Genomic DNA, 24757 nt, shown 5'->3' with positions numbered 1-24757 from the left:
ATGAAGCAGAGATTTCCACTTTCATATTTGCTGCTGCCCGTTTTGCTGCTGGCTTTACTTCTGCCGGCCGGCTGCGGCAGGGATGCCGGCATTCAGACGGTCCGGGTGGGGGTCGCCCTCTATCAGCAAGAGGATACTTTTATTTCGACTGTGGCGCAAAATCTGGAACTGCTGGCCCGAGAGGAAGAACTGGCCCGTACAATTAAAATGAACCTCACCTTGGCCGACGGAAGGGGCAGCCAATCCACTCAGAATGACCAAGTGGACCGTTTTTTGGCTCAGGGCTGCGATATCATTTGTGTCAATATTGTAGATCGTACTGCCGCTGCCGTCATCATTGACAAGGCCCAGGCTGCCGATGTGCCGGTGATCTTTTTCAATCGTGAGCCTGTCATGGAGGATTTGGCCCGCTGGGAGCATGCCTATTATGTGGGATCCAAGGCAGAACAGGCTGGCAGATTGCAGGGAGGAATTGTGAAAAATGCCTGGCAGGCAGACGCGGCAGCCTTGGATCAAAACGGAGATGGCGTTTTGCAATATGTGATGCTGGAGGGCGAACCCGGCCACCAGGATGCCCTTTTGCGGACAGAATACAGCATTCAGACATTGACGCAAGACGGAATTCCAGTGGAAAAGCTGGCCAACGACACTGCAAACTGGCAGCGCGGGCAGGCCAGTCTCCGGATGTCCCAGTGGCTGGAAGAGTTTCATGGCCAAATTGACGTTGTCTTTGCCAATAACGACGACATGGCCCTCGGTGCCATTGACGCCTGCTTGTCCGCCGGTATGGATACCGCCAGCCTCCCCTTTATCGTGGGCGTAGACGCCACGCCGCCAGCTCTTGCGGCTGTGGCGGAAGGCACTTTAAAGGGGACCGTTCAAAATGATGCCGCGGGGCAGGCCGAAAAGATTCTGGACCTGATTGGTGCCTTTATCGATGGGACTCCCGTGGAGGACGCAGTGGAGCTGGAGGATGGGAAATACGCCTGGCTTCCCTATACCACCGTGACGGCAGACAATCTGGATGCATTTCTCTAAGGAAAACTGTCCCGGCGCCTTTCAGCGCCGGGACAGTTTTCCAATTTACGGCAGCTGCCTGCCATTCCGATATTCTGTGGGTGAGTATCCGGTCTCTCTTCGAAACGCCCTGGAAAAATACAAACGGTCTTCAAAGCCAACAGAGGCGGCCACCTCGCCGACAGAGAGGCCGCTGTACCGCAGCAGCTGGCAGGCTCGCTGTATGCGGTAACGGGTCAGGTACGCGCTTGGCGAGCAGCCAAATTCCGCTCGAAAGGCCCGGTACAGGCAGCTGCGGCTGACTCCAGCCTGCCTGGCGGCTTCCTCCACGCTGATGGAGCGGGAATAGTTCTGCTGCATATAGGCCGATCCCCGCCGGGCATATAAGGAAAGCGCTTCCTCCCCCCTTTCTCCCTGCGGTTCCATCAAAAGTCCCAGAGCCGCCTGCAGATATCCTGCCATCCGCACGGCGCTTGGGTAGTCCGTTCCTCTTGCTTTATAGATATCCAGCAGCGCCTGCCGCAGCCGTTCCCCCGCGGCAGGGCGCAGGACGGGATGCTGCCGGGTGAAGGGCGTCTGCGCCAGCAGCAGTGCCGCCGCCGGGCCGGAAAAGCCCACCCAGTAGTACTCCCAAGGCTCCTCTTCATCCGCCCGGTAATAGACGATCTCTTCAGGGCGCACCAGGAACGTCTCTCCCTTTTGGAGAACAAAAGTCCTTCCGCCGTTATCATAGATCCCCTTCCCGGAAACCACATAGTGAATCAGGAAGTGATCCCGTACTCCCGGTCCCCAGCCATAGCCGGAGGGGCACTTTTGAAAGCCCACATTGTAGACTGTCAGCGCCAATTCCGCCCGTTCTTCAATTTTGAAAGAGTGTTTAAAGTCTCCGCCCATTCCCATGCGCCCCTTCCGCCGTTTTTTCAAGCATATTCCACTTCTTGCGGATTTGCAACAAAAATCCATATAATCAGGTACCAGAATGTATGGAAAACTCCAGGATGTTTTGATAGGGTGAGTCTATGAAGTAAAGGAGGTTTCCCAAAATGGAACGACTCTCTCTGGAAGCTCGCCTGCAAGCAGGCGCTCTGGATGGCCAGCTGCTCCGGCTCTATGGTCCCGGCCGTTTGGAGGCGGCGCGTACCCGCTGCTCCGGTGTCATAGCCAATTTTACCAAAGTTTTTGGCTGTCCCCCCGACGCGCTGTTCAGTGCTCCCGGCCGCACGGAATTGGGCGGCAACCATACGGATCACCAACACGGCAGGGTACTCGCCGCTGGAATTGACTTGGACATCTTATCGGCTGCCGCTCCCAATCAGAGCGGCATGATCCGCATTCAGTCAGAGGGCTATCCGCTCCTGGTGGTTGATCTGCGCGATTTGGCGCCCAGACCGGAGGAAACAAATACCTCCGCCGCTCTGATTCGCGGCGTGGCTGCCCGTCTCGCCGCCATGGGCTGCCCCCTGCAGGGGGCCGGGTTGGACGCCTATATTGTCTCCGACGTCCCCGGCGGAAGCGGCCTCTCCTCCTCCGCCGCCTTTGAGGTGCTAATCGGCACCATGCTCAATGATCTGTTCTGGGGTGGACGATGCACGCCGGTGGAGCTTGCGCAGATTGGACAGTACGCAGAAAATACCTTTTTCGGAAAGCCCTGCGGCTTGATGGATCAAACCGCCTCTTCCGTAGGCGGCGTCGTGGCCATTGATTTTATGGACACCAGTCACCCTGTGGTGGAGCAGATTTCGCTGGATCTCCATAACGCAGGCTATGCGCTGTGCATTTTGGACTCCGGTGCGGATCACGCGGATTTGACGGAAGAGTATGCCGCCATCACCGACGAGCTGAGAGCCGTCTGCCGCTATTTTGGCAAGGAGGTACTGCGGGAAGTTCCTGAGAATGCCTTCATGGCAGCGCTGCCTGAAATTCGGAAAGCGGCCGGGGATCGGGCAGCCCTGCGCGCTTTCCACTTCTATGGAGAAAACATGCGGGCCGCCGCTCAGGCCCAGGCGCTGAAATCCGGAAACTTTCCGGAGTTTCTCCGTCTGGTGCGGGAGTCCGGCCATTCCTCTGCCCTCTACCTTCAAAATGTGATTCCCACCGGTCAGACCGCCCATCAGGAGCTGATGCTGACGCTTGCCCTGTGTGATCGCATTTTAAGCGGGCAGGGCGCAGTCCGGGTTCACGGCGGTGGTTTTGGAGGAACCGCCCAGGCCTTCGTTCCCCTGGATCTGCTGGATTCCTTCCAGCTTCAAACCGAGGCCGTTCTGGGCATTGGCAGCTGCCATGTGCTGTCTATCCGTCCCGTGGGCGGTGTGCGGCTGGCCTAAGGAGGTGCAGCATGATTGACACATGGATTGTGGAACTGACAGAATATGCTGTCCGCACAGGCCTTTTGGATGCGGCCGACCGCATTTGGGCCATGAACCGCCTGTTGGACGCCCTGCAGCTGACAGGCCTTGAAATGCCGGAATCTTTCCCGGTTCGTCCACTGGAAGCCATTTTAAAGGATATTTTGGATTGGGCCGCCGTCCGGGGATACATTACCGACGATATTACCAACCGGGATCTGTTTGATACAGAACTGATGGGCCGCTTGACACCGCGGCCTTCCCAGGTGATCCGCACATTTTGGGAGAAATACGAAAGCTCTCCGGAATCTGCCACAGACTGGTATTATCAGTTCAGCCAGGACACAGACTATATTCGCTGTTACCGGATTGCAAAAGATGTCAAGTGGGTCACCTCCACAGACTACGGAGACTTGGACATTACCATCAACCTCTCCAAACCGGAAAAGGACCCGCGGGCCATTGCCGCCGCCAAGGCGGCCCCCCAGGGCGGTTATCCCGCCTGTCAGCTGTGCCGGGAGAATGAGGGCTACGCCGGCCGGGTCAACCATCCAGCCCGGCAGAACCACCGGATGATTCCCCTGCATCTGGACGGGCAGAACTGGTTTTTCCAGTACTCTCCCTATGTCTATTACAGGGAACACTGCATCGTCCTGAACAGCCGGCACGTACCCATGAAAATCGACCGCTCTACCTTCCGCCGGCAGCTGGACTTCATTCGCCAGTTTCCCCATTATTTTGTGGGCAGCAACGCGGATTTACCCATTGTGGGCGGATCCATTCTCAGCCACGACCACTTTCAGGGAGGCCGGTACACCTTTGCCATGGAGCGCGCCCCAATGGAGCGCCGGATTTCCTTCCCCGGCTTTGACGACGTGGAGGCCGGCATTGTGAAATGGCCCATGTCCGTTATCCGTCTGCGGTGCACCGACGACAGCCGCCTGGTGGATCTGGCGGACAGCATTTTGCTGGCCTGGCGGGCGTACAGCGACCCGGAGGCGGAGATTTTGGCCGAAACAAATGGGGAGCCGCACAACGCCATCACGCCTATTGCCCGCATGCGGGACGGCCGGTTTGAGCTGGATCTGGTTCTGCGAAACAACCGCACGACAGAGGAATATCCCTTGGGAATTTTCCATCCCCACGCGGAGCTGCACCATATTAAGAAAGAGAACATCGGCCTCATTGAGGTCATGGGATTGGCGGTGCTGCCCGCCCGGCTGAAGGGCGAGCTGTCGCTTCTTGCAGACGCTCTGATACATCGGCGGGATATCCGGACCGACGAGACACTCGGCAAACACGCCGACTGGGCGGAATCCCTTGCCCAGCAGTATTCTTTTACAGCAGAAAATGCCATGCCCATTCTGCAGCAGGAGGTAGGCAGGGTCTTTGCCGCCGTGCTGGAACATGCAGGCGTCTATAAGTGCACGGAAGAGGGCCGCCGGGCCTTCCTCCGGTTTACCAGCAGTATCCGGAATTGATAAAGGAGGAAGTTTCATATGAAAACCATTCTCGTTGCAGGCGGTGCCGGTTATATCGGCAGCCATATGGTGGCGCTTCTGGCTGAGCGCGGGATTGACACTGTAGTGGTGGACAATCTCCGCACAGGCCATTGGCAGGCGGCCAAGGGTGCCCGGAAGCTATATGTGGGCGACCTGCGGGATGCCGCCTTTCTGGATCAGGTGTTCAGTGAAAACGATATTGACGGCGTCATCAACTTTGCCGCCTACTCCCTGGTGGGGGAAAGCGTTACAAATCCTTTGAAGTACTACGGCAACAATGTGGCGGGCTCCCAGTCCATGCTGACCGCCATGAAGGAGCACAGCGTCCATAAAATTGTCTTCTCCTCCACCGCCGCCACTTATGGCGAGCCGGAGAAACAGCCCATCGAGGAGACGGACCGCACGGATCCCACCAATCCCTACGGTGCCAGTAAGCTGGCCATCGAGGGAATGTTGAAGTGGTGCGACAATGCTTACGGTATTCATTACGTGGCCCTGCGCTACTTCAACGCCGCCGGTTCCAACCCCGACGCCGGAATTGGCGAGGATCACGATCCGGAGTCCCACCTTATCCCCCTGGTGATGAAGACTGCGTTGGGGCAGCGATCGCACATCGGTATCTTCGGGGACGATTACCCCACCGCCGACGGCACCTGCATCCGGGACTATATCCATGTTCGGGATTTGGTGGAAGCCCATCTGCTGGCCCTGGAGCATCTGGAAAAAACCGGGGAAAGCGGCATCTTCAACCTGGGCAGCGGAGACGGCTATTCCGTAAAGGAAATTATCGACACCGCCCGGAAGATCACCGGCAGGCCCATTCCCGCTGTGGTGGAACCCCGCCGGGCAGGCGACCCCTCCGTCCTCATCGCCTCCAATCAAAAGGCGGCGGCTGTGCTGGGCTGGAAGCCCACCCGCGGCCTGGAGGAAATTATTTCCGACGCCTGGGCTTGGCACAGCAGCCATCCCAACGGCTATGAGGGCTAATCTATGGTAAAAACGTCTCCCTTCGGCAGCGTAAACGGCAAACCCGTTACGCTGCTGACCCTCTCCGACAATACCGGGACTCAAGTGGAATTGCTCTCCCTCGGGGCGGCCATCCGCTCCATTGTGGTGCCAGACCGCTGCGGTACCCTAACCGATATCTGCCTGGGCTACGACTCTCCCGGCGAATATTGGGAGCAGGACGCCTGCTTCGGCGGGATTATCGGCCGCTGTGCAAACCGCATTGCCGGTGCCTCCTTCTCGTTGAATGGGCAGGAATGGCAGCTCACCGCCAATGAAGGCGTCAACCATCTCCACGGCGGTACGGAGGGCTTCCACCGCCGCCATTGGGAGTTCCTTTGGGGAGACAGCTTTGTCACCTTTATCCGTTCCTCTCTCCATCTGGAGGAGGGATACCCAGGGCTTCTGCAGGTGGAGGTTACCTATACCCTGCGTGACGGGTGCCTTGGCATCTATTACCGGGCCCACTCCGATCGGGATACGGTGGTGAATCTGACCAACCACGCCTATTTCAACCTGGCAGGTCATACCGGCGGTCCGGTGGACGATCACATGCTGACCGTACGGGCCAGCCGCTACACCCCCTGCCGCGAAGATAACATTCCGACCGGGGAGTTGCAGGATGTAGCGGGAACCCCTCTGGATCTGCGCTGCGGCGTCCGGCTGGGAGACCGGTTGGAGACTCCCCTTCTCACGGCTACCAGAGGCTTCGACCACAATTTGGTGCTGGACATGCCGACAGGGGCGCCCGAAGCGTCTCCCGCTGCCACCCTGTGGTGTCCCTCCAGCGGCATTGGGATGGAAGTCTGCACCACGCTGGAGGGCATACAAATTTACACCGCCGGATTTTTGACGCCGAGAGACGGTAAGGGCGGTGTCCGATACGGTCCCCGCCACGCCGTTTGCCTAGAGACACAACATTTCCCGGATGCTGTGCACCATGCAGGTTTTCCCTCCCCCATTCTCCGGGCCGGGGAGGAGTATCGCCACTTCACCAAATACCGTTTCTTTGTCAAAACGGAATCAATCTGCAAGCGGGGCAGTTTGGTTTCGCCCTGCCCAGCAATTTAAACAAATTTTATTTTAGCCACCCAAATTTTTTGTTTTACTTTTGCTGAAAACCGTGTTATGCTGAAAGCAGATTCAGTCCAACCACCCAAATGAGAATCATTGATTGGAAAGGAACTCTGCCTATGGAACGATCGGTACCAAACCGCGAAGCGCTGTTCCGTCTCAACGGCAGGCCGCCCTTCGGCGCCTCCGTCTCCTTGGCCCTTCAGCATCTGGTGGCAATGATTGTGGGCTGTGTCACGCCGCCCATCATCATTGCGGGCGTCATCGGCCTTTCCCAGGCGGATCGGGTCCTTTTGATTCAGGCATCTCTCGTGATGTCAGCGGTGTCCACCCTGCTGCAGCTCTATCCCATCGGCGGCCGCTTTGGTTCCGGGCTGCCGGTCATTCTGGGCGTCAGCTTTGCCTATGTGCCCAGTATGCAGCCCATTGCCGCCTCCGGCGGTGGTGTCAGTGCCATTGCCGGCGCCATGCTGGTCGGCGGTGCAGTTGCAATCCTTGTGGGCATTTTTGTGAAAAAAATTCGGTTGCTGTTTCCGCCGGTTATCACGGGCACCGTGGTATTCACCATCGGCCTCTCCCTCTATCCCACCGCCATCAACTACATGGCCGGCGGCACCGCCAATACGTACCAGTTGGTGGTGGAGACAAAGGGGCTGACCGAGGCCTTAGTCTACGGCTCCTGGCAAAATTGGCTGGTGGCGGTCTTGACACTGGCGGCAGTCATGGTTTTAAATCACCACACCAAGGGCTTCTGCAAGCTGGCCTCCATTCTGCTGGGCATGTGTTTTGGGTATGTGCTGGCTTTGTTATTCGGTATGGTGAGCTTTGCGGATGTGAGCAGTGCCGCCTGGTTCTCCCTGCCTCGTCTCCTGCACTTCGGCGTCACCTTCGATGTTCCCTCCTGTATTGCCATTGGATTGCTGTTTGCCATCAATTCCATTCAGGCCATCGGAGACTTTACCGCCACCACTGTGGGCGGTTTGGAGCGCAATCCCACCGACCAGGAGCTGCAGGGCGGCATCATCGCCTACGGCGCCACCAATATTATAGCCGCTCTGTTTGGCGGTCTGCCAACAGCCACGTATTCCCAGAACGTCGGGATTGTCACCACCAACAAAGTGGTAAACCGAAGGGTTTTTGCCTTGGCAGGCGGTTTTTTGCTGTTGGCGGGTGTCTCCCCCAAATTTGCGGCAGTGCTGACTACCATTCCCCAGTGTGTGCTGGGAGGTGCCACCATCACGGTCTTTTCCACCATTGCTATGACCGGTATGAAGCTCATCGCCTCTCAGGATCTAACGGCACGGAATACCACCATTGTCGGGCTGTCCGCAGCACTGGGGGTCGGAATTTCCCAGGCCGCCGATGCTCTGAGCCAGTTTCCGGAGAGTTTTACCATGATTTTTGGCAAGTCTCCTGTGGTCATTGCCACCTTAATGGCCGTACTGCTGAATGTCATCCTGCCCAAAGAATCTGCATAAGCTCCGTAAGAGAATAACCCCGGAGCCGGGAAACCGGTTCCGGGGTATTCTTTTGCTATGCTTTTACATGGCAAAATGGCCATGTGCCATCGGCTTTCCTGTTATCGCGGTGCACGTCACGGCACATGAAGTTTTATGCCGGGGATGAGCCGGGTGCCTCCAGCGCTCTCATGCTCTTTTTGAACTGTACAGCAAACATGCCTGCAGTGGTGCACACCGCGAGGAAGTCCGCCACCGGCTCTGCCAGGAAAACGGCAAACGCCTGGTCTGCAAAGAAATGGGGCAATATATAAATGAGGGGGATCAGCAAGATAATCTTCCGCAGTACCGCCAGAAACAAAGATGCCTTGGCATTGCCCAAGGCAATGAAAGTTTGCTGGCAGGCGATTTGGATGCCGAAAATACCGGTAGCGCCCATATAAACCCGCAGTGCCCAAGCCGCATAGTCCAGTAGCTGCGGGTCACTGTTAAACAGCATGATAAACGCACGGGGAAACAGTTGAACCAGAACCCACATGACCATAGAATACGTAAAGCAGGCCTTCAGCAGTGCCTTGAAGGCCGCCCGCACCCGTTCCGCATTTCGTGCGCCGTAATTATAGCTGACGATGGGCTGGGCTCCCTGTGTCAGCCCATGAAGGGGCATCATGGCAAACTGCATCAGGCTGGTGAGTACCGTCATCGCGCCCACCGCCAAATCGCCGCCATATTTCAGCAGGGATGAATTGAAGCATATGGCAATCAGGCTCTCTGTAGACTGCATAATAAAGGGCGACAGGCCCAGAGCCAGACAGGGCAACACCACACTTGCCTGCGGGCGCAGGTTCTCCCGCCGAATCCGCCACCTTGTTCTCTCCCCTGTCAGAAAGCGCAAAACCCAGATGGCACTGACCGCTTGGGAGAGGATGGTAGCCAGTGCAGCTCCCCGGATCCCCATGTTCAGGCCAAAGATGAAAATGGGATCCAAAATGGTGTTGAGAATTGCTCCGATGAGGACTGTCCGCATACTGACGGTGGTGAAGCCCTGAGCAGTGATATAGGCGTTCATTCCCAATGTCACCTGTACAAACACAGTGCCCAGCGCGTAGATATTCATATAATCCAGCGCATATCCGATGGTATTGTCACTGGCGCCGAAGGTCAGCAGCAGCGGCTCTGCAAACAGGCGAAGTACTGCAGTTAAAACCAGAGAAGCCACCACCAGCATGGTCAGACAGTTGCCCATAATGCGCTCGGATTCCGTAGGGTTGTTTCTTCCCTCCGCAATGGAGGCCCGCGGTGCACCCCCCATTGCCAGCAGCGCCGCAAATGCGGAAATCACCAAAATAACCGGCAGGCAGACGCCCACCCCGGTCAGCGCCAGGCGTCCCACGGTGTCCGCCGGCGTCATATGCCCGATGTATACCCGATCCACCAGGTTGTACAGCATGTTGACAATTTGTGAGGTAATGGTAGGCAGTGCCAGAGAAAACAACAGCTTTCCAACCGGCCCTTTTCCAAGATCAACACTCTGATGGTTCATTTCGAACTCTCTCCCTCCGCCAGCCGTTTTCCGTTGGCAAATAGTTTTTTCAAGACAGCACGCAATTGCTCGTTTTCTTCCAGAGTCAGTCCATCCAGCATCTGCTGAACACAATCACTTTGAACCTCCTGTGCCCTGTTTACCAGCGGAAGGCCCTCCGCCGTAATAGCCAGGTGCGTTACCCGCCGGTCGGCTGCATCAGATGTCCGGCACAAAAGCCCCCGTCCAACCAGTAGCTCCACGGCCTCGGATACTTGGGATTTCGAGATTCTACGATAGAGCGACACATCCCGTGCCGTATCAAACTCTGGATTGTTGGCCAGAAACAGAAGTACATGGATCTCCCGCATGGAGAGTCCGGTTTCAGCCAGAATAGGCGCAAACTGCTTTGTATAAAATTTCCCGAACTGGTGATAAAACTGAATCCACTGCGCATGAATCGGATCCATCTCTTCCGCCTCCGTTTTAGTTCTTTTTAGAACAGTTCTAATTAGGAACTGTTTCAGCATAGCACATCTGCCGCAAACTGTCAAGCACGCTCAAATCCTCCCTTTTCCCCTTTGGGCTGATGGCAAAACTTCGGCAATTTTATCCACGCGTTTTGTTGCACATCGTTCCATGGCCTGGTATGATGCTCTCAATAAATCGGAATTTGAGGAGGCGCACTATATGCAGCACGAATGCAAAATAACGGTATTGGAAACAAAAGTATTTGCTGATTATCAGGAAAAATATCTTGCTGACCCCAAATCAGGTCCGTGTCCATGCTTTAAAGAAGGAGACACATTTGTTTTGAAACGGACGGGTGAACAGGATGACTTTTACCATCTGATGAACGGGAAATTTTGCGGTGAAGCGTGGGATGCGATTAGCCGGTATGTGTACACAGCACTTCAAGGCGGCTCCATTATGCACAAGTGGACGAATGATGAACGGTTGATGATTGCTTGTTGTAACGATGGCACCAGGCCTGTAATCTTTAAAATTGAAAGAATCGATATTCCGGAAACCGAAGAGGAAAAGCAGTGGCTCAAAAAGCAGAATTTCATGAACAATGCCAAAGATGCTTATACAGGGTAATCCTGCAAGCTCCAGCTCATCGAACTGCGGGAAAGGTGCTGTCCAAAAGGACAACACCTCTTTCCGTCATTTCGACGAACGGGTTCAGAAATCAGCGTATCGCAGCATAAAAGTTAAGAGGGAGTTAAAATCCTGTCCCCATCCCATTTTCATCATTGACAAATCAGCTTTTCCGTATTATCATAAAATAAAATATGGTTTCAAAAACCAGATTACGAGGAGTTTCATATGATTTGGAATGTTGTAAGTGACAGCAGCTGTGACCTGCAGATGTCCGCTTTTACAAGCGACCGTGTGCGCTTTGAGACGGTGCCCCTGCGGATTCAGGTCGGTGACCGGGAGTTTATCGATAACGATACTCTGGTAGTCCCGGATCTGTTGGATGCTATGGCCTCGGAGAAATCCGCCTCTTCCACTGCCTGCCCGTCTCCCGCCGCCTTCGCCAAGGCCTTTGAGGCAGCAGACTGCACCATATGCTTTACCATCTCCTCTAGTCTGTCCGGCACGTACAATGCCGCTGTTATGGCCAGGGACATGGTGCTGGAGGAGCATCCGGAGAAAAAGATCTGTGTCATCGACTCCAAGTCCACCGCCGGTGCCATCGTGCTGCTGATTCGTCGCGCCAAGATGCTGATGGAGGCAGATGAAAATGGGGATTTTGAAGGAATCTGCAATCAGCTGCGCATATATCAGGCCGCTCTGCGGACCTGTTTTACCTTGGAGTGCTATGACAACCTCATTAAAAACGGCCGTATGCGGCCGCTGGTGGGCAATCTTTTGAAAACACTGGGGATCCACATTATTGCCGACGCCACACCCCAAGGCACCATTCATGTAGCCGACAAGGCCCGTGGCGAAGCAAAAACCTACAAGGCGCTCACCGCGCTGATGCGTTCCAGCAAGGATTGCACTGGTTCGGAAGTGGTCATCTCCCACTGTGAAAATCTGTCCGGAGCGCTGAAACTGAAGCAGCAGATTCTGGAGGACTTGCCGGTAAAAAGTGTGGAGATCCTCTCCTGTCGGGGCCTCACCAGTTTTTATGCGATGCAGAAGGGCTTGATTCTGGGCTTTTAGCCATACAGGTCAAGCACGGAATGGACGTTCGTTTCACTGCGCAGCAAGATCCCAATATAGAAAATATTAAAAAACGGACTTCCGACCGCATGGTCAGAAGTCCGCTTTTTTCTGTCAGTTCGTATTTGGTACGGTTCTCAACCTCTTATAGCAGAGTAATCGTCTGGCGGCACTGCATAAGGGCCTGCACATCCGGATATTCTCCTGCGCGTTTCCGCAAATCTTGGCGAACCAAGCTTCGCATGGAGAGCGTATCCTCCCCCTCAAAGGGAATGTGGTAAATCAGCACATGCTCCGGATCAATGGCGTGCAGCAGCTGCCTCCCCTCCTCAGCATGAAAAAGCAGCGGGTTCACTACAGCTGCCCGAACCGGTACACCTTGCAAAAAGGCAAAGTCCTCTAAACACATGTAATCACAGTCTGAAAGTACCAGCACATTCTCCCCGTGCACCGAAAGCAGCAGCGCGTCGCAGTTTAGCTTCCGGAATGGTTCTGACACGTGTCGAATGCCTGCCGCCAGAAGAAACACATCTTCTTCCAGGCGATAAAGGTGCCTTTTTCCCCTGGGAAGACCCAGCTTCCAGTAGCTTCGATGGTCTGTCGCAAGAAAAGCCATCAGCCCCGCAGTGCGATCTCCATATTGCTCTGCGGGCAGCAGTAATCGACGTACCCGGTTATGCCGCAGGTACTCCACCACCACATCCGGAGTATAGTGGTCCGGATGATCATGACTGAAAAGGACAAAATCTGCATCGTGAAACGGGCTGTCCGGCCGGCTCATCTCGTCTAACAGCTCCTGCGGCACCGGGCTGAAGGGATATCCGCTTTCCCGGTGCAGTGCATCCACCAAAAAACGATAACCGCCCAATTGCAGCAAAAAACCAGCATTGGCCGTCAGTGTAAACTGCAGCACGGCGCTCACCCCCAAGCCTCTTCACCCAGATGCGCCAAGTCCTTCCACAAGGGATCCATGACGTCAATCAACCGGCAATACATGGCATACTTCTCTTTGTAGTAGGCGTGGTGTTCCGCATTTGGGCGGAATACCCGCCTGATCCGTGTAAACTGCCGCGCCGCATGATACATATCGTCAAAGGTTCCACTGCAGACGCCGGCGGCCATGGCCGCCCCCATAGCCCCCAGCTCCTCAGCCTCGCTGACTTCCACAACTGTTCCCAAGGCATCCGCAAACATCTGCATCCAGACTTCCGAACGCGCTCCGCCGCCGGCAATCCGGACTGTCCTTGGAGCATCCCGAAATTTCAGCAGCCGGTCAATATGGTACATGTGGCAGAAGACAACGCCCTCATAGATCGCCCTCAGCAGTTCCGGAATTCCATGGCTTCCCTGTAAACCGAAAAAGCAGCTTTTTGCATCGATGCTGACATTTGTGCCGTAGAGAAATGGGAAAAACAGCAACGTGCTTTTTTCCGGGCTCTCCGCAATCATGCGGTTGATCTCGTCATAGCCGCAGAAATCCATTCCGTTTTGTTTGAGAAACGTATGAATGAACCACTCCTGGTTAGATGCCGAGGTGGAGCTTCCCTCCAGGATCAAGTGGTATCCCGGCAGGCAATAATAGAATGCGCTGAAAAGATCTCTAGAATGCAGCGGACGGCGGGTGATAAAGGCATTGACACCCCAAGTCCCCACAATGATACCCAACTGCTCTTCCTGTGTGATCCCCTGAGAAATAATGCTGGCCACCGTGTCAATCAGTCCGCCCACTACCGGCGTGCCGGCCTTCAACCCGGTGCGCCGGGCTACTGACTCCGTCACGGTGCCGCCGATTTCTGTGCTCTCCAGAATCTTCTTTGGAAATTTTGAGAGATACTTCCTGATTCCAAGCTCCTCTGCAATCTCCTCACTCAGCTTCCGAGTGTTGAGATCCATCAGGCTGATAGATGAGGCCTCTGTAGTCTCCATGCAGAACTCCCCAGTGAGAAGGTACCGGGCATAGTCCTTTGCGGTGACAAAAACCTCTGCCCGTTCCAAGGCCTCGGGATCGTTCCGGGCAAACCAAGCTACCAGAGCAGCGGTCTGTCCAGCCCAGAGAACCTGCCTTGTCTTTGGCAGAATCCGCTCAAGCGTACCGTCATAATTCCAGCGGCGGATGAACTCTCTGGCCCGCATGTCACTGCTGAGAATAGCAGGATACGTGGGGTTTCCGCCACGGTCAAACATATACAGGCCGTTGGCCTGGCCGGTAACCCCGATGGCCGCGATTTGTCCGCCATTCAGGTTTGCCTTCTCCAGCACCATGGAAACCACCTGATAAATGCTCTCCCGAATTTGTTCCGGATTTCGTTCGCAGTAACCCGGTTTGGGACAAAGAGTGGTCAGTTTCTGCCCGCAGGCCGCGATCTCACTCCCCCGCTCATCATAGATCGCCGCCTTAGCCACCGAACCGCCAATGTCAATGCCCATCAGGTAGCGCATGAATTGTCCCCCCTGTTTTAAATCTTGCTGATCTCGCAGCGTAAAAATGCACACACCTCAGGTAGGTATCCGTGAAATTCCGGATGTTCGTAGCACCACATCTCCGCAGCGAAAAAACCGCTATAGTGTATGTCATTTAAAATGGCCAGAGCTCTTTGGAAATCTACGATACCCTCTCCAAATGGTACATCCCGGCAAACACCGGGTCTCGCATCCTTGAGATGGATTCCAACGATGTGACTTCCCCCCTCCGGAATGTCAGCCGCCAGGTCGACACCCCGGGCGGTCAGGTTTCCGATGTCTGCATAGCATTGGAAATAGGGGGAATCCAGTTCACGCACCAAGCGGGCAATATTTTTACAGCTGCCCATGTACTCGGTCTCCATGGTCTCTACCGCCAGAATTACCCCATAGCGTGCAGCAAAAGCCGCGTATTCCGCCATGCTCTCAGTGAAGCGGCGCTCTGTCTCCCGGCTGCAGCGGGGCACGTGCTCATCATATCCCGCCAGATGAACCACGCGGATTCCTACTTCCGCGGCAAAGCAAATTCCCTGCTGTACCAGTTTCTGTCCCGCATCTCTTACCGCAGCATCCAGACTGCCTGCAGGGTAGGTTCGATTTACTGTGAGCGCCATGGTGTAAATGGGGCAATTCGTTGACTCCACCGCCCGGCGAATCTCCAGGATTTCTTCCCGGGAAGTCAGACGGGCCAAGCGCTCCGGCGTGGTATCCACACTCATTTCAAAGTAGTCAAATCCACTTTCCCGTGCCAAGGTCAGCTTCTTTTCCCAAGGGAGACTTTGGCACACCGCTTTTTCGTAAAGGCCAAGCGGCAAATTGTTCAAATAGCTCAAAGGGTCTTCTTCCTCTCAGAACGGCCGGATCACCTGGGAGAGACCCCAGACCGTCGTTTCTTCAATCGCAACGTGCTCCGGCAGTGCGCAAATATTGTAAATTACCTGCGCCACGTTTTCCGGCAGCAGGTTGTCCGGATGCTCTGCCATAGGTGCGTCCTGGGCATTGACTTGAAAGTTGGTTGCCGCCGCGCCAGGAATTACACAGGTTACCCGAATATGGTACGGCTGTAGCTCCGCATAAGCGCTTTTCGTTAAATTGAGCACCCCGGCCTTTGCCGCCGCATAGACTGCGTAGCCCTCCCATGCATGCTTGGCGCATACGGAAGACAGGTTAATAATCGTCCCTTTCCTCTGCTCCATCATCAAAGGTGCAAAGCAGCGAATTCCCAAGATCGGTCCAAGTAAGTTGGTATTCAGGCATCGTTCAATTTCCTCCAGACTCTGCTGCGTCAAATTTTTGATCACAACACCGGCGCCTGCATTATTGATGAGTATGTCCAGCGTCCCATATGTCTCCAGAATATGTGTTCGCACGCGCTCCCAATCTGCGGCTTGTGTAACATTTGCCTGTACAATGTCTATCCCGTCAATGTCACTGGCCGTACGGCGGAGCGCCTGTAAATCACGCCCGGTGATAACTACGTGGTCGCCATGCCTGGCAAACAGTCTAGCAGTCTCTTTGCCGATACCACTGGTACCCCCGGTGATTAAAACTACCCGTTTTGCCTGATGATCTTCCATCGGTGTTCTCCTTTCAGCTTTTATCCATCTCCTGCAGCAGAGGAGACATATCCACCTGAATGACGCCGCTCTTAGTTCGCTGCTCAATTTCATCCTGCATGTTGTTCGTGTAGTTGATAATTTTTTGGTAGTGCGCTGTCTCCGCATCTGCAGACAACTCAATCTTTTCTGCCCAACGCTCCTGCAGAAATGTTTCGTAGACCTGGTTTTCCCCGTAGACTATCAGAGACTCCTTGGTAAAGCCTAATACAGTCAAATATTCCCCAGGTTCCTCTCCAATGGCTTCTATATCAGAAAGCAGGGACTCCGCATATGCGGCGCCCGCCGCCTTTTGCTCAGAAGACAATTGGTCTAAACCATATTCCGGCGCAAGCTCACGGGCAATCTCAGCCCCTGCATACTCAAATACGATATCGTGAACCATCTGATTCCAAAAACCAGGATCGCTATGCAAATCCTCCAAAGTCAAGCCATATTTTCGACAGTTCAGGTCGATCATGGCAATAACTTCCTTTTTAGAAAAGGTGCTGTGTGCAGTTTGTAAAATAATTGGATCATCGTCATCCGATACTGCCTGATTCCAGCCTGCCAGCAAACAGACCAACACGCAGAGGGCTGCGATCGCACCGGCCAGCACCAGCCATTTTCTCTTATTCATAGCACACGCCCACGATCCTTTCTTGGTTCAGTGCTTTTGTCCGTATGTTTTGTGGGTATTGACAGCCTCTTCCACTTCTTCCGGTGTCATCAGCGCCACTTCTCCGCCAGCAGCTGCCTTAGCTGCCAGCCAGCACTTGGCCACATCCTCCAGATAGATGCAAGAATACTCTGCATCATGAAGGGTCGGCCCCACCGCAATAACACCATGGTGCTTCAAAATCACAGCGCGTTTGCCATCCAGGTACTCCACTGCCTGAATCCCCATATCTTCGCTGGCTGCAGCGGAATAGGGGGCTACTGGCACAGCCCCCAGACACACATTGCAAAGCGTCGTGCAGCATGCGGGCAGTTCGTCCGCAATCAACCCAACTGCCGTGGCATAGGGCTGATGGGTATGGATGACAGCGTTGACATTCGGGCAGTGATCAAAGATGTATTTGATGGCCACCGTATCCACCGAGGGGCGCAAATCTCCTTCTATGACCTGGCCGTCCTTATTGAGTACCAATACTTGATCCGGCGTCATGGTCTCGTAGGGCATGCCAGATGGCGTCACAATTATATCGCCGTTTGGCTTGCGGACGCTGACATTACCACCAGTCAGCTGCACAAGGCCAATCCGCTTGATCTCATTGGCAACCTCGATAATCTCTTCTTTATCCTGCAGGTACATCATACCATATCCTTCTTTCATTTTCTTAAGAGTTCTTTTTCTTTCTTGCAGTTTCCTGCACCACATCCAGTATCACTGCCAGCAATACGATAACGTAGCGAATCAAATCCTGCCAGAAAGCCTGCACAGAGAAGAGGTTCATGGCATCTTGAATCAGCACGATAAACAGCAGCCCAAGCAGACCGCCCGCCACGGTGCCCTTACCGCCATTCATGCTAACACCACCGATGACAGCAGCGGAGAGTGCCGTCATCTCCAGGCCGGTTCCAGCGCTGGTGGAGACGCCTGAATATTTGCTCATGTAAATAATTCCTGCAACACCGGCCAACGTGGAACAGGCCACGCAGGCGCCGATCTTCACCCGGTCAGTATTAATGCCGGAATGGCCTGCTGCCAGCTCGTTGCTGCCGGTGTAGTAAAGCTTGCGCATGCGGGTAGAGCGCCGGGCATAAAGATCCGCGGCCACTGCCAGCAATGCAAAAATCACAAAGGTAAATGGAATGTAGCTTCCGATATAACCAGAGCCCAGGAAGGCCAGTTTGGGCATATCTTTCAAGGTGCTGACCAGGGAAATGCTTTTTCCTGCTGTCATCACATAAACTACACCGCGGTAAATACCCATAAAGCACAACGTCACGATAAAGTGAGAGAGCTTCAGCTTCGTCACAACAAGGCCGATCAACAGTCCGCTGAGCGCCGAGGCCGCGATGCCGATAAGGCAGGCCAGCAGCGGAGGGACACCGCTGAGAATGGCCTGCGCAGCAAATGCCATAGACATACACATAACAGATCCCACAGATAGGTCAAGACCTCCGGTAATCATGACAACAATCATGCCGATGGTCAGGATTCCATTGATGGAAATACTGCCCAGCACCGTCTGCAGGTTCGCTGTGGTAAAGAAGAATTCGTTGGTAAACGTCAGGATTACCGCGCAGAGGATAATGATCATCAGCAGGCTGGTTTCTCGTACGTCACTGAGTTTCTTGACGATCCCCTTAATTCCGGGCTTCGGCGCAATTTCATTCATTGATAGACACCTCTCTATTCGACTGCTCGTATCTGTATGCATCGGAAATATAGTACATAATGGTATCGGAGTTGATCTCGTCGCCAAGAACTTCCTTCACAATGGTGCCGGATCCATCAATCAGCTCCACCCGGTCACACATACCGATGACTTCGTTCAGCTCGGAAGAAACCAGGATTACACTGACGCCCTCGTGCGTCAGATCCCGCAGCAAACGGTGAATTTCTGCCTTGGCTCCTACATCAACACCTCGGGTAGGTTCGTCCATAATCACAATCTCAGGCTTTTTTGCCAAGGTTTTTGCAACCAATACTTTTTGCTGATTGCCGCCGCTGAGACTGCGCACAATCTGGTCTGAACCGACGCAGCGGATGTTCATCCGTTCAATCCGGCTCTGGGTCAGTTCCCGCTCCTTTTTCCGGTCGATAATTCCGTTTTTGGTAATCTCAGAGAGATATGTAGCCACCGTATTTTGCCGGATGTTCATATCCAGAAAGAGTCCCTGCTTCTTTCGATCCTCCGGTAGCATTACAAGGCCGCTGTCAAATATATCCTTGGTGCGCATACCGACGATATTTTTCCCCTGGAAAAGCACCTCTCCGCCTTTGAGTTTCCGCAGCCCGACAATGCCCTTCATAATTTCACTGCGTCCAGCACCCAGCAGTCCCGCAAAGCCAAGTACTTCGCCCTGATAGAGGCGGAAATTAATCTCATGGAATTTTCCGGCAGCATCTTCCAGCCCCCGAACATCCAGCACCACGTTGCTCTCTTCCCGGTGGAGATCTGCAGCTTTTTCCGGATAGAGCATATCCACTTCCCGGCCAGCCATATCGTTGACCAGCTGTTGTACGGATACCTCAGATACATTGTACGTTGCCACCATGTGGCCATCTCTCAGAACGCTGACACGGTCACACTGCTCAAAAATGTCGGACATGCGGTGGCTGATATAAATAATGCCGATTCCGTTTTCTCTCAGTCTGTGGATCATCTGATGCAGCGCTTCCGCCTCTGCTCCGGACAGAGAGGATGTCGGCTCATCTAAAATCAGGATTCTGCAATTGTTGGAAATTGCTTTGGCAATTTCCACGACTTGCTGACTGGAAATCGGCAGTCTTTCCACAATTTCATAGGGATCAATGGGTTTACTGGACAGTGGGTCCAGTATCTCTTTTGCTTTTGCCGCAAGAGTTTTCAGGTTGTACTTTCCGCCACGCCCGATTTGGGACATGAAAATATTTTCTGCTACAGTGGCGTCTTGGCATAGGGCAATCTCCTGGTGGACGAAGCAGATGCCCAGATTCTGCGCATCCAGAACATGGTTGATGGCCGTCTTCTGGCCATTAATATAGATTTCGCCGCCGTCCGGCTTCAAGTTGCCGTATACGATGTTCATCAAAGTGGATTTGCCCGCGCCGTTTTCACCCATAATCGCATGGATCTCTCCCGGTCGGAGTGCAAAATCAACTCCAAAAAGAACCTGATTTCGGCCAAAGGATTTTGAGATGCCTTTGAGTTCAAGGGCATTCATAGATATACCTCCCCATAAAAAGTCAAACGACCCCGGCTCTGCCGGTGGATAACCACCGACGGAGCCGGGGTGGTAAATAACTTACTTGGTTTTGTACTCGCTCAGCATGTCATTGACATCCTTATAGCCAAGGGATGCCGCATAGTCGGCAACATAGTAATAATCAGCGGTCTCCGGGGTAATAATGGTCAGGCCGTTATCAATGGAGATATCCATGATGTTCTCGCCATTGGCCTTGCGCTCATTCATAGGATTGACGTTCTCAGGATGGGCGGCGATGAACAGGGACATCATACCCAAATAGCCCTGCATGTACTGGTCGGGGCAGAGGAGGGAGAACATATCGCCATCCTTCAGCATGTCCAGCAGCGTGTCGTTGGTATCAACGCACAGGCAGCGGATGCCGGTGCCCAGTTCTTTCGCCGCAGTGGCAGCGCCGACAATGGAAACCCCCTCGGGGCAGAATACACCGCCCAGGTCAGGATATTTTTGATAAGTGGACATGACTGCGTCATAGCCGGCCTGTTCGTTCTGGTTGGTGGCCACATCGGCAACTACCTGAATATTGGGATATTCCGCTTCTATTGTGGCGATGAAGGAATCGCAGCGGATATCATGGTTGCTCTGGCCCGGGTTGCGCAAAACCATCACGCTGCCCTGACCGCCCATATCCTCGGCAACAGCGCGAGCGGCAGTAGCGCCCTCGTTGGTATTATCAGAGGTAACGTAAGCTTGGCGGTTGGAGTTGGGAGAGTCAGAGGCGTAGGTCACAACAGCCACTCCCTGCTCGATGGCACGGTTGATTGGCTCCACAAACGCCTCTTCATTAATAGGGGAGCACAGGATGCCGGTCGGATTCTTCGCAAGCATTGCCTCGAAGGACTCCACCTGCGCCTGGGCGTCATATTCGGTGGTACCGCCGTAAACGCAGTTGACATTCAACTGTTTGCAGGCATCCTTCATACCGGCATACACAGGGAACCAATATTCCACACCGGATACGAACACATTCATGTAATAGGTCTCGCCCTCAGCGCCAGCCAAACCGGTCGCTGTGGCTTCAACTGCAGAGTCGTTGTTTTCGGAGTTGTCTGCCGGGATTTCGGTTTTTCCGCAAGCTGTCAAGCCGCAAATCATAACCAGGGTCAGGGCAAATGCAAGGATTCTCTTCTTCATTCTAAATCTCCTCCTTAAAAATAAGATGCAGTTGCTTCTGTTTCGGGTTGCTTTTCCTTCCCGCTTTTTGGCAAGGCGTCCATCGTTTTGACATTTGTCACAACAAATTCCGTCCATGCATTCACTTTACCAAACAAATCCAACATTGTCAATCTCCTTCTGACTTTTGTCCAGTCAAATTTCAGAGCACTTTTTTGTACAAGTGCCACAGAAATATCCCAACAGGATGCACTAAACCCTTGCTCCTATGACAAAAGCAGGAGGACATCGCGCTTCGATGTCCTCCTGCTTTTATCACTTTTGCTGCTGCACCGAAAAAACCTTATCCAGGCAGCGCATTGGACTCCATTACCGCCAGTACCTGTCGGGCAGTATTTTCATCTGTCACAAAGTAATGGATCACGCCAGTCCGCAGTCCGCCGATGATCGCAAATACCTTGCTGCTGCCGATGGCAATGGCCATAACATTTTTGATGGTGCCTAAAATCTCAGCGTCCGCACCGATGAGCTTATTGTTATGCTCGCATTCGATAAATTCGCCCCGAATGTTAAACCAACGCGCGCATATGTCACCCACAGCCATATCGTGATAACGGCTGATCTCCTCCAGCATATTCTCCCCGCCGCAGCGCAGCTGCCGGGCTACATCCCGTTCTTGAAGCCGACCTATGCCGAGCACCGCATACTCCATGTTTTTCCAGCGGTCCAAAATCGGTTTCATATAGGTGCTGTCCATAATGCGGCGGTAATCATCCATCGTGTCTACGATACCGGGTGAGTAAATAAACAGTGGGTATCCCCGCAGCTTTTCTGCAAACATCCGGATGCTTTCATTTAATTGGTATTCCTCCGTAAGCAGCAGGGAGGTTCCAACCATTGGCACCACACTGATATCGCAAAGATCCGTGTCCTCCGGGAAGGCATTCATAAATTCCGAACAAGTACTGCCCCAGGCAATACCAAGAGAGGAGTGGCTTGTAAACAAGTCCCGGGCAAAGCGCGCCGCCTGGGAAGTGACGATCCGCAGCATCACCTTATGGTTGTGGGTACCGCTGGGTACCACAATGCACTTTTTTATACCAAATTCCCGCTCTATTCGCTCCGCCAGTTCCTCATTATTCTCCGACGGATCCTTGATCTGTACCTGCACGATACCGTTGTTCTTGGCATCTGTCAGATACATAGAAACCGCACTGCGTGAAATGCCAAAGATCTTCGCAATCTGCTCCTGTGTCATGCCCTGCAGATAATACAGCTTTGAGATCTCCACCAATTTCTGAATATCTGAATTCTCCATACTCACCTCCGGTAAAATGCCTATATTTAAGATACTACATCTCCCAGCCTCCTGTCAAATGTTCAAACGTAAATTTTGCCCCATTTTTAGCATTTATTTTAGAAATTCTTCCAGATTTGTATCTCGATTTGTAGAAAGGCTTTTTGCGATGTTGACATTCGTTTTGACACATGTTAATATTCGTCTTGTAAGAACCACATATCTGATTCAATTCAGTGATTCGGTCGATATTTCACTTTCTGAAAGGAGCGATTTTTTTGAGCAGCACAAAGAAACCGTCTGCGGAAGCAGTCGTCCCCAGCAAAGAACTGATGGCCACACTGTGGCGCAACATGAACTTGGCCCGTTGCTTTGAGGAGCGTGTACAATGGCTCTTTTCCAAGGGTTTGGTCCATGGAACCACCCACCTCGGCATTGGTGAAGAGGCCACCGGATCCGGTACCATCGCCGCTCTAAAGCCCCAGGATTATGTTTTCGGCACACACCGCGGCCATGGCCAGGCCATTGCCAAGGGGATTGACGTCAATCATATGATGGCTGAAATTTTGGCCCGTTCCACCGGCGTGTGCAAAGGCAAGGGCGGTTCTATGCACATTGCAGACCCCGACATTCACTACTTTGGTGCCGACGGCATTCTTGGTGCCAGCGCGGTCATGTGTGTAGGCACCGCTTTGGCCATTCACAAGCGCAAGGAGCAGGATCGCATTTCCGTAGTTTTCTTCGGTGACGGCACCTCCAACGAAGGTGCCACTTGGGAGGCCATGAACCTAGCTTCGATCTGGCAGCTGCCGGTGCTCTTTGTCTGTGTCAACAACACCTACGGCATGTCTACGCCTATCGCTGACGTCATGAGGGATACAGACATCTCTAAGCGTGCGTATCCATTTGATATGCCCTCCAAGTCCATTGACGGCAACAACGTTCTGGAAGTGTATAAGACCATCGCGGAAGCCCGGGCATATGTGTCAGGTGGCAACGGCCCCATGTTGGTGGTGGAGAATACATATCGCATCTCCGGCCATTCCAAGAGTGACGGCAACCTCTATCGTACGAAGGAAGAAATTGCCGCTTGGAAGGAAAAGTGTCCCATTAAGGCCTTCCGAAAGTATCTGGTAGAAAACGGTATTTTTACCGAAGTGGAGTTGGATGCTGCCGCCCAGGATGCTTCTGACACAATTTCTGCCGCTGAAGCCTATGCCAAGAGCTGCCCAGAGCCTTCCATCGACGATCTGCTAAGTGACGTGTACGCATAAAGAAGGAGGGAACACATAATGAAAGAACTGACTTACGCGCAGGCCATTAATGAGGCCATGTGCGAGGAAATGGAACGTGACGCAAACGTCTTTATGATGGGCGAGGATATCGCTGAATACTGCGGTGCCTTTGGTGTCTCTCGCGGAATGTTGGAAAAATTTGGGAAGGATCGCATTATGAACACCCCCATCGCCGAACAGTCCTATGTGGGTGCCGCCATCGGCGCGGCTATGGCTGGCATGCGCCCCATCGTGGAGTTGATGTTCTCTGACTTTATGTGCGTCTGCTTTGACGAGCTGGTCAACGAAGCACCCAAGATGCGCTTCATGTTCGGCGGCAAGGTAAAAGTCCCCATGGTCATGCGTACCGCCGCAGGTGCCGGCACCGGCGCCGCCGCTCAGCATTCCCAAAGTCTGGAGGCCTGCCTGACTCACTTTCCCGGCCTGAAGGTAGTGATTCCCTCCACGCCTTATGATGCCAAGGGGCTGCTGAAAACCGCCATCCGTGACGACAACCCTGTCATGTTTTTGGAGCAGAAGACGCTCTACCGCACCAAGGGCATGATTCCTGAAGAGGAATATACCATTCCCCTTGGCGTAGCCGATGTGAAGCGAGAGGGGTCTGACCTTTCCATCATTACTTACGGCCGCATGGTGCAGATGAGCCTGCAGGCTGCCGACAAATTGGCCGAGGATGGAATCCACGTAGAAGTTGTGGATCTGCGCAGCCTACTGCCTTTGGACAGAGAGAGCATCATCCGCTCCGTCAAAAAGACGCACCGGGCTCTCATCGTCCACGAAGCCGTGCAGTTCGGCGGCTTCGGCGGTGAAGTTGTCGGCCAGATCGCCGACAGCGAGGCATTCTACTATCTGGATGCACCCATCCGCCGGCTGGGCGCCCTGAGCTGCCCCATTCCCTTCAATCCCAATTTGGAGCGCGAAACTTTCCCCACTGTGGAGAAAATTATCACACAGGTTAAAAGCCTGCTGTAAGCTCTTTGTA

The 24757-nt window shown here is 53.8% G+C and carries 24 protein-coding genes; 10 read left to right on the top strand and 14 right to left on the bottom strand.

Going from position 1 to position 24757, the window contains the following annotated elements:
• Positions 1 to 1038, top strand: a complete 1038-nt coding sequence (locus BMZ81_RS08290; protein WP_091130807.1) for a galactose ABC transporter substrate-binding protein — start codon at positions 1 to 3, stop codon at positions 1036 to 1038.
• A gap of 45 nt (positions 1039 to 1083) precedes the next feature.
• Here the strand turns inward: BMZ81_RS08290 and BMZ81_RS08285 are convergent, their stop codons facing one another.
• Complete coding sequence (locus BMZ81_RS08285) at positions 1084 to 1941, bottom strand: AraC family transcriptional regulator (RefSeq protein ID WP_177187254.1); 858 nt, start codon at positions 1939 to 1941, stop codon at positions 1084 to 1086.
• 119 nt (positions 1942 to 2060) lie between these two features.
• Between BMZ81_RS08285 and BMZ81_RS08280 the strand changes: the two genes are divergently transcribed.
• The 5 genes from BMZ81_RS08280 (at position 2061) to BMZ81_RS08260 (ending at position 8421) form a co-directional block, all read left to right on the top strand.
• The gene (locus BMZ81_RS08280; protein ID WP_091130804.1) at positions 2061 to 3341 is read left to right on the top strand and encodes a galactokinase; all 1281 of its coding nucleotides are present in this window, start codon (positions 2061 to 2063) and stop codon (positions 3339 to 3341) included.
• An 11-nt stretch (positions 3342 to 3352) separates the two neighbouring features.
• Positions 3353 to 4843, top strand: coding sequence for a UDP-glucose--hexose-1-phosphate uridylyltransferase (gene galT, locus BMZ81_RS08275; RefSeq protein WP_091130802.1), 1491 nt, complete (start codon positions 3353 to 3355; stop codon positions 4841 to 4843).
• An 18-nt stretch (positions 4844 to 4861) separates the two neighbouring features.
• Complete coding sequence (galE, locus tag BMZ81_RS08270; protein ID WP_091130799.1) at positions 4862 to 5851, top strand: UDP-glucose 4-epimerase GalE; 990 nt, start codon at positions 4862 to 4864, stop codon at positions 5849 to 5851.
• A 3-nt stretch (positions 5852 to 5854) separates the two neighbouring features.
• Positions 5855 to 6940, top strand: a complete 1086-nt coding sequence (locus BMZ81_RS08265; protein ID WP_091130798.1) for an aldose epimerase family protein — start codon at positions 5855 to 5857, stop codon at positions 6938 to 6940.
• Between the two features lie 122 nt (positions 6941 to 7062).
• The gene (locus BMZ81_RS08260; RefSeq protein ID WP_091130795.1) at positions 7063 to 8421 is read left to right on the top strand and encodes a uracil-xanthine permease family protein; all 1359 of its coding nucleotides are present in this window, start codon (positions 7063 to 7065) and stop codon (positions 8419 to 8421) included.
• Positions 8422 to 8554: 133 nt separating this feature from the next.
• Here BMZ81_RS08260 and BMZ81_RS08255 read toward each other — a convergent pair whose 3' ends face one another.
• Together BMZ81_RS08255 and BMZ81_RS08250 are read right to left on the bottom strand one after the other, a co-directional pair.
• Entirely contained in the window at positions 8555 to 9943 is a 1389-nt protein-coding gene (locus BMZ81_RS08255; protein ID WP_091130793.1) for an MATE family efflux transporter, read from the bottom strand.
• Positions 9940 to 10392, bottom strand: a complete 453-nt coding sequence (locus BMZ81_RS08250) for a MarR family winged helix-turn-helix transcriptional regulator (protein WP_177187253.1) — start codon at positions 10390 to 10392, stop codon at positions 9940 to 9942. The genes BMZ81_RS08255 and BMZ81_RS08250 overlap by 4 nt, the downstream gene beginning before the upstream one ends.
• A 220-nt stretch (positions 10393 to 10612) precedes the next feature.
• On the opposite strand from BMZ81_RS08250, the gene BMZ81_RS08245 reads away from it, so the two are divergent.
• Both BMZ81_RS08245 and BMZ81_RS08240 read left to right on the top strand, forming a co-directional pair.
• Entirely contained in the window at positions 10613 to 11023 is a 411-nt protein-coding gene (locus tag BMZ81_RS08245; RefSeq protein WP_091130788.1) for a TIGR04076 family protein, read from the top strand.
• A gap of 228 nt (positions 11024 to 11251) precedes the next feature.
• Entirely contained in the window at positions 11252 to 12097 is an 846-nt protein-coding gene (locus BMZ81_RS08240) for a DegV family protein (protein WP_091130787.1), read from the top strand.
• 145 nt (positions 12098 to 12242) lie between these two features.
• On the opposite strand, the gene BMZ81_RS08235 is transcribed toward BMZ81_RS08240, so the two are convergent.
• From BMZ81_RS08235 to BMZ81_RS08195, 11 genes are all read right to left on the bottom strand, one after another.
• Positions 12243 to 13019 carry an MBL fold metallo-hydrolase gene (locus BMZ81_RS08235; protein ID WP_091130784.1) on the bottom strand — a complete coding sequence of 259 codons (777 nt, stop codon included), beginning with the start codon at positions 13017 to 13019 and terminating at the stop codon, positions 12243 to 12245.
• Positions 13016 to 14536: an FGGY-family carbohydrate kinase gene (locus BMZ81_RS08230; RefSeq protein ID WP_091130783.1), complete on the bottom strand. Its 1521-nt coding sequence runs from the start codon at positions 14534 to 14536 to the stop codon at positions 13016 to 13018. The genes BMZ81_RS08235 and BMZ81_RS08230 overlap by 4 nt, the downstream gene beginning before the upstream one ends.
• A gap of 17 nt (positions 14537 to 14553) precedes the next feature.
• On the bottom strand, positions 14554 to 15390 hold the full coding sequence (locus BMZ81_RS08225; RefSeq protein ID WP_091130781.1) for an L-ribulose-5-phosphate 3-epimerase: 837 nt from the start codon (positions 15388 to 15390) through the stop codon (positions 14554 to 14556).
• 15 nt (positions 15391 to 15405) lie between these two features.
• The gene (locus BMZ81_RS08220) at positions 15406 to 16134 is read right to left on the bottom strand and encodes an SDR family oxidoreductase (RefSeq protein ID WP_177187252.1); all 729 of its coding nucleotides are present in this window, start codon (positions 16132 to 16134) and stop codon (positions 15406 to 15408) included.
• 13 nt (positions 16135 to 16147) lie between these two features.
• Positions 16148 to 16792, bottom strand: a complete 645-nt coding sequence (locus BMZ81_RS14040; RefSeq protein WP_177187251.1) for a hypothetical protein — start codon at positions 16790 to 16792, stop codon at positions 16148 to 16150.
• Positions 16793 to 16819: 27 nt separating this feature from the next.
• A complete protein-coding gene (locus BMZ81_RS08215; RefSeq protein WP_242942595.1) occupies positions 16820 to 17470 on the bottom strand; it encodes a class II aldolase/adducin family protein in 651 nt (216 codons plus the stop codon).
• Between the two features lie 22 nt (positions 17471 to 17492).
• The gene (locus tag BMZ81_RS08210) at positions 17493 to 18497 is read right to left on the bottom strand and encodes an ABC transporter permease (protein WP_177187250.1); all 1005 of its coding nucleotides are present in this window, start codon (positions 18495 to 18497) and stop codon (positions 17493 to 17495) included.
• Positions 18490 to 20028 (bottom strand): sugar ABC transporter ATP-binding protein, encoded by a 1539-nt coding sequence (locus BMZ81_RS08205; RefSeq protein WP_091130764.1) that lies wholly within the window; start codon positions 20026 to 20028, stop codon positions 18490 to 18492. Before BMZ81_RS08205 ends, BMZ81_RS08210 begins: the two co-directional genes overlap by 8 nt.
• Before the next feature lie 81 nt (positions 20029 to 20109).
• Entirely contained in the window at positions 20110 to 21204 is a 1095-nt protein-coding gene (locus BMZ81_RS08200) for a substrate-binding domain-containing protein (RefSeq protein ID WP_207645617.1), read from the bottom strand.
• Between the two features lie 14 nt (positions 21205 to 21218).
• Positions 21219 to 21350: a hypothetical protein gene (locus BMZ81_RS14375; RefSeq protein WP_278308880.1), complete on the bottom strand. Its 132-nt coding sequence runs from the start codon at positions 21348 to 21350 to the stop codon at positions 21219 to 21221.
• 176 nt (positions 21351 to 21526) lie between these two features.
• Positions 21527 to 22501, bottom strand: coding sequence for a sugar-binding transcriptional regulator (locus BMZ81_RS08195; RefSeq protein WP_091130763.1), 975 nt, complete (start codon positions 22499 to 22501; stop codon positions 21527 to 21529).
• A gap of 257 nt (positions 22502 to 22758) precedes the next feature.
• On the opposite strand from BMZ81_RS08195, the gene BMZ81_RS08190 reads away from it, so the two are divergent.
• Entirely contained in the window at positions 22759 to 23754 is a 996-nt protein-coding gene (locus BMZ81_RS08190) for a thiamine pyrophosphate-dependent dehydrogenase E1 component subunit alpha (RefSeq protein ID WP_242942594.1), read from the top strand.
• 18 nt (positions 23755 to 23772) lie between these two features.
• Positions 23773 to 24747 carry an alpha-ketoacid dehydrogenase subunit beta gene (locus BMZ81_RS08185; RefSeq protein ID WP_091130761.1) on the top strand — a complete coding sequence of 325 codons (975 nt, stop codon included), beginning with the start codon at positions 23773 to 23775 and terminating at the stop codon, positions 24745 to 24747.
• The last annotated feature ends 10 nt before the right edge of the window (positions 24748 to 24757 follow it).

The organism is Oscillibacter sp. PC13 (genome assembly GCF_900115635.1).
Taxonomy (GTDB): domain Bacteria; phylum Bacillota; class Clostridia; order Oscillospirales; family Oscillospiraceae; genus Oscillibacter.
This window is presented reverse-complemented; position numbering and strand designations above follow the sequence as displayed.

Coding starts and splice junctions, on each gene's coding strand:
- BMZ81_RS08290 (WP_091130807.1), top strand. CDS start 1: ATGAAGCAGAGATTTCCACTTTCATATTTGCTGCTGCCCGTTTTGCTG.
- BMZ81_RS08280 (WP_091130804.1), top strand. CDS start 2,061: ATGGAACGACTCTCTCTGGAAGCTCGCCTGCAAGCAGGCGCTCTGGAT.
- galT (WP_091130802.1), top strand. CDS start 3,353: ATGATTGACACATGGATTGTGGAACTGACAGAATATGCTGTCCGCACA.
- galE (WP_091130799.1), top strand. CDS start 4,862: ATGAAAACCATTCTCGTTGCAGGCGGTGCCGGTTATATCGGCAGCCAT.
- BMZ81_RS08265 (WP_091130798.1), top strand. CDS start 5,855: ATGGTAAAAACGTCTCCCTTCGGCAGCGTAAACGGCAAACCCGTTACG.
- BMZ81_RS08260 (WP_091130795.1), top strand. CDS start 7,063: ATGGAACGATCGGTACCAAACCGCGAAGCGCTGTTCCGTCTCAACGGC.
- BMZ81_RS08255 (WP_091130793.1), bottom strand. CDS start 9,943: ATGAACCATCAGAGTGTTGATCTTGGAAAAGGGCCGGTTGGAAAGCTG.
- BMZ81_RS08250 (WP_177187253.1), bottom strand. CDS start 10,392: ATGGATCCGATTCATGCGCAGTGGATTCAGTTTTATCACCAGTTCGGG.
- BMZ81_RS08245 (WP_091130788.1), top strand. CDS start 10,613: ATGCAGCACGAATGCAAAATAACGGTATTGGAAACAAAAGTATTTGCT.
- BMZ81_RS08240 (WP_091130787.1), top strand. CDS start 11,252: ATGATTTGGAATGTTGTAAGTGACAGCAGCTGTGACCTGCAGATGTCC.
- BMZ81_RS08230 (WP_091130783.1), bottom strand. CDS start 14,536: ATGCGCTACCTGATGGGCATTGACATTGGCGGTTCGGTGGCTAAGGCG.
- BMZ81_RS08220 (WP_177187252.1), bottom strand. CDS start 16,134: ATGGAAGATCATCAGGCAAAACGGGTAGTTTTAATCACCGGGGGTACC.
- BMZ81_RS14040 (WP_177187251.1), bottom strand. CDS start 16,792: ATGAATAAGAGAAAATGGCTGGTGCTGGCCGGTGCGATCGCAGCCCTC.
- BMZ81_RS08215 (WP_242942595.1), bottom strand. CDS start 17,470: ATGATGTACCTGCAGGATAAAGAAGAGATTATCGAGGTTGCCAATGAG.
- BMZ81_RS08210 (WP_177187250.1), bottom strand. CDS start 18,497: ATGAATGAAATTGCGCCGAAGCCCGGAATTAAGGGGATCGTCAAGAAA.
- BMZ81_RS08205 (WP_091130764.1), bottom strand. CDS start 20,028: ATGAATGCCCTTGAACTCAAAGGCATCTCAAAATCCTTTGGCCGAAAT.
- BMZ81_RS08200 (WP_207645617.1), bottom strand. CDS start 21,204: ATGAAGAAGAGAATCCTTGCATTTGCCCTGACCCTGGTTATGATTTGC.
- BMZ81_RS14375 (WP_278308880.1), bottom strand. CDS start 21,350: ATGTTGGATTTGTTTGGTAAAGTGAATGCATGGACGGAATTTGTTGTG.
- BMZ81_RS08195 (WP_091130763.1), bottom strand. CDS start 22,501: ATGGAGAATTCAGATATTCAGAAATTGGTGGAGATCTCAAAGCTGTAT.
- BMZ81_RS08185 (WP_091130761.1), top strand. CDS start 23,773: ATGAAAGAACTGACTTACGCGCAGGCCATTAATGAGGCCATGTGCGAG.